The organism is Acinetobacter sp. YH12137 (assembly GCF_013418535.1).
Lineage (GTDB): Bacteria > Pseudomonadota > Gammaproteobacteria > Pseudomonadales > Moraxellaceae > Acinetobacter.
In genome coordinates this window covers 23252-29488 of record NZ_VPBW01000035.1, presented here as the reverse complement: position 1 = coordinate 29488, position 6237 = coordinate 23252, and the positions used below count along the sequence as shown (strand labels likewise).

The following is a 6237-nucleotide window of genomic DNA, read 5'->3' as shown; positions in this document are numbered from 1 at the left end:
TCCCTTCCCGAACTCAGAAGTGAAACCTCTTAGCGCTGATGGTAGTGTGGGGTCTCCCATGTGAGAGTAAGTCATCGCCAGCTCATTATTCCAAAAGCCCTCTGCTCACGCAGGGGGCTTTTTTTATGCGTGGGATTTAAAAAATTAAGTCAAATTATATTAATTTATAAATAGATTAATTACTGTTTAATAAAAATAAGTGATTAATAATGCTTAAAAAATTATATAAGAATGACGTTAAAGTTCATGAAATCATTATAGTTTTGTGTGTTTTTTTATCAAACTATGTTATAAAAGTTAAAACGGCATGAAAATTGCTTATAAAACGAGATTTTTATTAGGGGGTCATATGAAATTATCAGTGGGATTACGAATTGCCAACTCGCTGTCATTAACTCCACAGTTACAACAAGCAATCCGCTTATTACAATTATCCAGTCTGGAACTAGAGCAAGAAATCCAGCTACAACTTGATAGTAATCCTTTGTTAGAAAAAGTTGAAGAGCAAATCAGTGTTGAAAGTCTTTCTACTGTTGATACGAGTCAAAAGGATTTAACCAATGAACTCAATGCAGACCATCTTCCGGACGATCTCCCTGTAGATACCGACTGGGATGATGTCTATACTCATCAACCGACAAGTCTAGGTGCAGCAGAGTTTGAAGAGCGCGAAGACAATCGTCAAAGCCAGCAAAGCTTACAAGAATATATGCTCGAGCAGGTTAATCTGCTGCACTTTTCTCGCATTGATCAGCTGATTGCATACTGCATTATTGATTCTCTAGATGAAAAGGGTTTTCTGGATGCAGAAATTTCCGAAATTACTGCATCAGTACAACATCTTTTATCTTCCATGGATTATGAGGAAGAAATCGAAGAGGATGAAGTACTCGTTGTTCTTAAGCATATTCAGCGTCTTGATCCGATTGGAGTAGGTTCCAGAAATCTAGCTGAGTGTTTATTGATTCAGTTGGATAGCCTGCCAGTTAATACCCCTTGTCGTAATGATGCGGTTAAATTGCTGCAACATTATGAGCTGCTGATTACCAATGAATTACCAAAACTCATTAAGCAAACTGGCTTAAATCAGGAACAATTACGCTGTGCAGTTGATTTGCTGAAAACTCTTAAGCCATATCCTGGACTGGAGTTTGAAAGTAAGGAATCTGATTATCAGATCCCGGATGTCGTGGTAATGAAAAAGAATGACTGCTGGCAGGTGACGTTAAATCCTGATGTGATGCCAAAGTTAAGACTGAATTCTTTTTATACCAATATGATCCGTCGTGCTGATCAAAGTGAAGATAATCAATACCTGCGTAATCAGATGCTGGAAGCAAAAAACTTTATTAAAAGTATCGACGAACGTCATAAAACTTTATTGAAAGTAGCGACCTGTATTGTTGAACATCAGAAAAGTTTTTTAGAAATTGGCCCTGAAGGTATGAAGCCTCTGGTTTTACGTGATATTGCTGAAGAAGTCGAATTACATGAATCAACCGTATCTCGTGTAACGACTAACAAATATATGCTGACCCCACGTGGTTTATTTGAACTGAAATACTTCTTCTCGAGTCATGTGGGAACGACTTCAGGTGGTGAGGCTTCATCTACTGCGATCCGTGCCAAAATTAAGAAAATGATTGCTGAAGAAAATGCACGTAAGCCTTTATCGGACAATGCAATTGCCAATCTTTTGAAAGAAGAGGGGATTGATGTGGCACGACGCACGGTCGCGAAATATCGTGAATCGTTACATATTCCTTCATCTTCTGAGCGAAAAGTCTTGATCTAGTTTTTGAAATTTGATTATTCTAGAGATTCATTATGACATCGTAATGAATCTTTTTTTCTTTTGAGGCATGGTGAAAATGATCTGAATAAATGCTTTAAATCACGATTTTGCTTGAGCAAGTTATTGTATTATTTTCATTTTTAACTGTGACTCTTCTGATCCTAACGAAGGTGAGGGATAGAACTATGCAAATAACAATTCGTGGACATCATTTATCAATTACGCCAGCGATTGAAGAAACTATAAAAACGAAATTTTCACAGATGACCAAACATCTGGATCAAGTGAACAGCATGCAGGTTAAGCTTTCCAAAGATCATCAGATTGATAAGCGCTCAAAAAGAGGCAGCAGTAACCATATCGCAGAAGCGATTGTCCGTTTACCGGGTATTGAGTTTTTTGCCCATGCCAATGCTGATGACATGTATACCTCGATTAAAATTTTGACGGAAAAATTAAAAAAACAGATTGACCGATATCGCGAAATGCAGCTGAATCATCAGAGTTTAGCCATTTAAGCGACCAAATGGGGAAAAAGAGGTTTTTAAAAGCCTCTTTTTTTATATATATAATGTATGTGACTAATGAATTATTTTTTACATTTATAGTAAAATGACCCGTTTTACACCCTTAGTCCTATAAGAGGTCTTGTGATGAATAATGAACAGCTCGCTGAAATTTTAAAAGCCGCTTTTCCTGAGGCGGATGTTGCTGTGAGTGGTCAGGGCGGAAAATTCGATCTCCGTATTGTGGATGATCAGTTTGAAGGTAAACGTCCGGTTGCACGTCAACAAGCTGTTTATGCTCCTCTCAATTCCCATATTGCCAGTGGTGCAGTGCATGCTGTGACCATTCGTGCATTGACCAAAGAAGAATGGCGTAAAGCAAGCTTATTTGGAGCTTAATCAATTAATGGATAAATTCTTAATTCAGGGCGGTATTAAGCTCGACGGTGAAGTGCGTATTTCTGGTGCAAAAAATGCAGCGCTTCCATTATTAGCAGCAATGATTCTTGCTGATACGCCAATCACACTTAAAAATGTTCCAAATCTAAAAGATGTAAATACCTTGGTAAAGCTGATCGCAGGTCTTGGGATCACGATTAGTTATGAAGGCGATACAGTTATTGCAGATACCTCTACTTTGGATAACCAGTTTGCACCTTATGAACTCGTAAAAACCATGCGTGCTTCTATTTTGGTGCTTGGTCCTCTATTGGCGCGCTACGGTAGTGCAAAAGTATCCCTGCCAGGTGGATGTGCGATTGGTTCTCGTCCAGTCGATCAGCATTTGAAAGCACTAGAAGCTTTAGGTGCCGAGATTGAGGTTGAGGCCGGCTATGTCCATGCTAAAGTCGATGGTCGTCTGAAAGGCGGTGAAGTTGTCTTTGATATGGTGACTGTGGGTGGTACTGAAAATATTCTGATGGCTGCAGTATTGGCGGATGGTGTGACTACGATTCGTAATGCGGCGCGCGAACCTGAAATTACCGATCTTGCCCAAATGCTGATCAAGATGGGTGCGAAGATTGAAGGTCTGGATACCGATACACTAGTGGTAACCGGTGTAGAAAGCCTGCATGGCTGTGAATATGCAGTAGTGGCCGACCGTATTGAAACTGGTTCTTATCTGGCTGCTGCAGCTATTACTGGTGGACGTGTTAAAACCACGCATACAGATCCGGCTTTAATGGAAGCTGTACTGGATAAGTTTGAGGAAATGGGTGCGGAAGTCACTCGTGGTGATGACTGGATTGAACTGGATATGATGGGTAAACGTCCGAAAGCAGTGAGCTTCCGTACCTTGCCACATCCAGATTTCCCAACAGATATGCAAGCTCAGTTAATGGCAGTCAATGCTATTGGCCGTGGATTTGCCACAATTTCTGAAACGATTTTTGAAAACCGTTTTATGCATGTTCCTGAATTGGCTCGTATGGGAGCCAATATTCAGGTCGAAGGTAATGATGCTGTCGTAACAGGTGTAGAAAAACTTTCTGCAGCTCCTGTGATGGCAACAGATTTACGTGCTTCATTCTCTTTAGTTCTTGCAGCACTTGCAGCCGAAGGGGAAACATTGATTGACCGTATTTATCATATTGACCGCGGTTATGAAGATGTCGAAGCAAAGTTACAAGGTTTAGGTGCCCAAATTAAGCGAGTAAGTTAATGAGTGATATGAGAAACGATGATCCAAACTTTGACGTAATGGGCAATTTTGATCATGGTTTAACGTTAGCATTAAGCAAGGGCCGTATCTTAAAAGAAACTTTACCTCTGCTTGAAACAGCAGGGATTAACCTGCTGGAAGATCCGGATAAATCACGTAAGCTGATTTTTCCAACCACGCATAAACAGGTACGTATCCTGATTTTACGTGCTTCTGATGTGCCGACTTATGTTGAAAATGGTGCAGCAGATATCGGTGTGGCAGGTAAAGATGTGTTGATGGAACATGGTGCGCAAAATGTCTATGAACCATTAGATCTTAAAATTGCCAACTGCAAATTGATGACAGCAGGTAAAGTCGGCATGGAGCGTCCGAAAGGTCGTTTAAAAATTGCGACTAAATACGTGAATCTGACCCGTCAATACTACGCGAGCCTCGGTGAGCAGGTTGATGTGATCAAGCTTTACGGTTCGATGGAACTTGCACCATTGGTGGGTTTAGGTGATTACATTGTTGACGTGGTCGATACAGGCAATACACTGCGTGCCAATGGTCTTGAGCCACTTGAAGAAATCTGCAAAGTCTCTTCACGTCTGATTGTGAACAAAGCCAGCTTTAAACGTAAGCAAGCATTGCTGAATCCAATTCTTGCCCAGCTTGAGCAAGCAGTGGAAGCACGCGAACAGGCGAAAAAAGCTTAAATTTAAGCTTGATCAAAGACCGCCCACTTTGGGCGGTTTTTTATTGCTGATTATAAATATAAGAAGCTCAATGCTTTCATCAATTTTATCAAAAGCTATTTCCAATAAAACTCATAGCACAAGTCTGTTCTAGCTACCGACAAAGTCTTTGAAAACAGGTAAACTAAAGCCTTCGAATTCAAACCTTATGGGTAAATTGATGCGACGTTTATCTACACAAGATCAAAACTTCAAGCAAGCGTTTGCTGACTTGTTGGCTTTTGAAACCGTGAATGATCCTGAACTTTTAAAAACTGTAGACCAAATTATTGCTGACGTACGTCAGCATGGTGATGCTCATGTTCTTAAATTGACTCAGCAGTTCGATCGACATCCAGCGCATCAATTTTCAGATTTGGAACTGACTCAAGAGCAACTTAAAGCAGCTTTCGAAGGCTTAACGACTGAAGTGCGTGAAGCTTTAGAATTGGCTGCAAACCGTATTCGCGAATTCCATCAGGCACAAAAACAGGATGGTTGGACGTATGTCGATGCTCTAGGTAATACCTTGGGTCAGAAAGTGACGCCATTGGATCGCGTAGGGATCTATGTACCAGGTGGCTTGGCTTCATATCCATCTTCGGTGTTAATGAATGCTGTTCCTGCACATGTGGCAGGTGTAGGTGAAATTGTTATGGTGGTGCCTGCTCCAAATGGTGAACTGAATCCATTGGTCTTGGCTGCTGCCTATCTGGCTGGCGTACACCGTGTATTTACCATTGGTGGCGCACAAGCGGTTGCTGCATTGGCCTATGGTACAGAAACCATTCCACGTGTCGATAAAATCACTGGTCCAGGTAACCGTTTTGTGGCTGCGGCAAAACGTGCAGTATTTGGTCAGGTCGGTATCGACATGATTGCTGGTCCTTCAGAAATTCTGGTCTATGCAGAAGGGCAGAACAATGCCAAATGGTTAGCAATGGATTTGTTATCTCAAGCTGAACATGACACGGTGGCTCAAGCTGTATTTATTACGCCTGATGAACAGCTATTAAGTGAAGTAGCGCAAGCAATTGAAGAGCATTTACAAGCCCTACCGAAAGCAGATATTGCACGTACTTCTATTGCCAATCGTGGTGCATTAGTGCTTGTGAAAGATCGTGCTGAAGGTATTGAGCTAATTAACCAAGTAGCACCTGAACATTTAATGCTATGTTTGGATGAAGCTCAAGAAATGGCTGAAGAGATCCGCCATGCCGGTGCGATCTTCATGGGACGTTATACGCCTGAAGCGATTGGTGACTATTGTGCAGGTCCAAACCATGTATTACCGACATCGGGTACAGCACGTTTCTCATCACCACTGGGTGTGTATGATTTCCAGAAACGTTCAAGCCTGATTATGTGTTCTGAAGATGGTGTGAAAACCCTTGCGAAAACTGCAGATGTTCTGGCACAGCAGGAAAATCTGGATGCGCATGCCCGTTCAGCACGCTACCGTTATCAGTAATTAAATACTTATATTGAATAAAAGATATTTCTTTCCCTTCGGGAGAGGTTAGGTAAGGGGAATTATTTGACCTCTCCCTAACC

At 41.3% G+C, this 6237-nt stretch carries 6 protein-coding genes; all 6 read left to right on the top strand.

Going from position 1 to position 6237, the window contains the following annotated elements; all coding sequences use genetic code 11:
- Positions 1–349: 349 nt before the first annotated feature.
- The 6 genes from FTU72_RS13440 to hisD all read left to right on the top strand — a co-directional run bounded on the left by FTU72_RS13440 (position 350) and on the right by hisD (position 6154).
- Entirely contained in the window at positions 350–1795 is a 1446-nt protein-coding gene (locus tag FTU72_RS13440) for an RNA polymerase factor sigma-54 (RefSeq protein WP_180012448.1), read from the top strand.
- Positions 1796–1980: 185 nt separating this feature from the next.
- Complete coding sequence (gene hpf / locus FTU72_RS13435; RefSeq protein WP_004783414.1) at positions 1981–2313, top strand: ribosome hibernation-promoting factor, HPF/YfiA family; 333 nt, start codon at positions 1981–1983, stop codon at positions 2311–2313.
- Positions 2314–2448: 135 nt separating this feature from the next.
- Positions 2449–2700: a BolA family iron metabolism protein IbaG gene (gene ibaG / locus FTU72_RS13430; protein ID WP_004783413.1), complete on the top strand. Its 252-nt coding sequence runs from the start codon at positions 2449–2451 to the stop codon at positions 2698–2700.
- Between the two features lie 7 nt (positions 2701–2707).
- Positions 2708–3964 carry a UDP-N-acetylglucosamine 1-carboxyvinyltransferase gene (murA, locus tag FTU72_RS13425; protein ID WP_159124271.1) on the top strand — a complete coding sequence of 419 codons (1257 nt, stop codon included), beginning with the start codon at positions 2708–2710 and terminating at the stop codon, positions 3962–3964.
- Positions 3964–4665, top strand: a complete 702-nt coding sequence (gene hisG / locus FTU72_RS13420) for an ATP phosphoribosyltransferase (protein WP_005234128.1) — start codon at positions 3964–3966, stop codon at positions 4663–4665. Before murA ends, hisG begins: the two co-directional genes overlap by 1 nt.
- Before the next feature lie 187 nt (positions 4666–4852).
- Positions 4853–6154 (top strand): histidinol dehydrogenase, encoded by a 1302-nt coding sequence (gene hisD / locus FTU72_RS13415; protein ID WP_180053004.1) that lies wholly within the window; start codon positions 4853–4855, stop codon positions 6152–6154.
- Positions 6155–6237 lie beyond the last annotated feature (83 nt).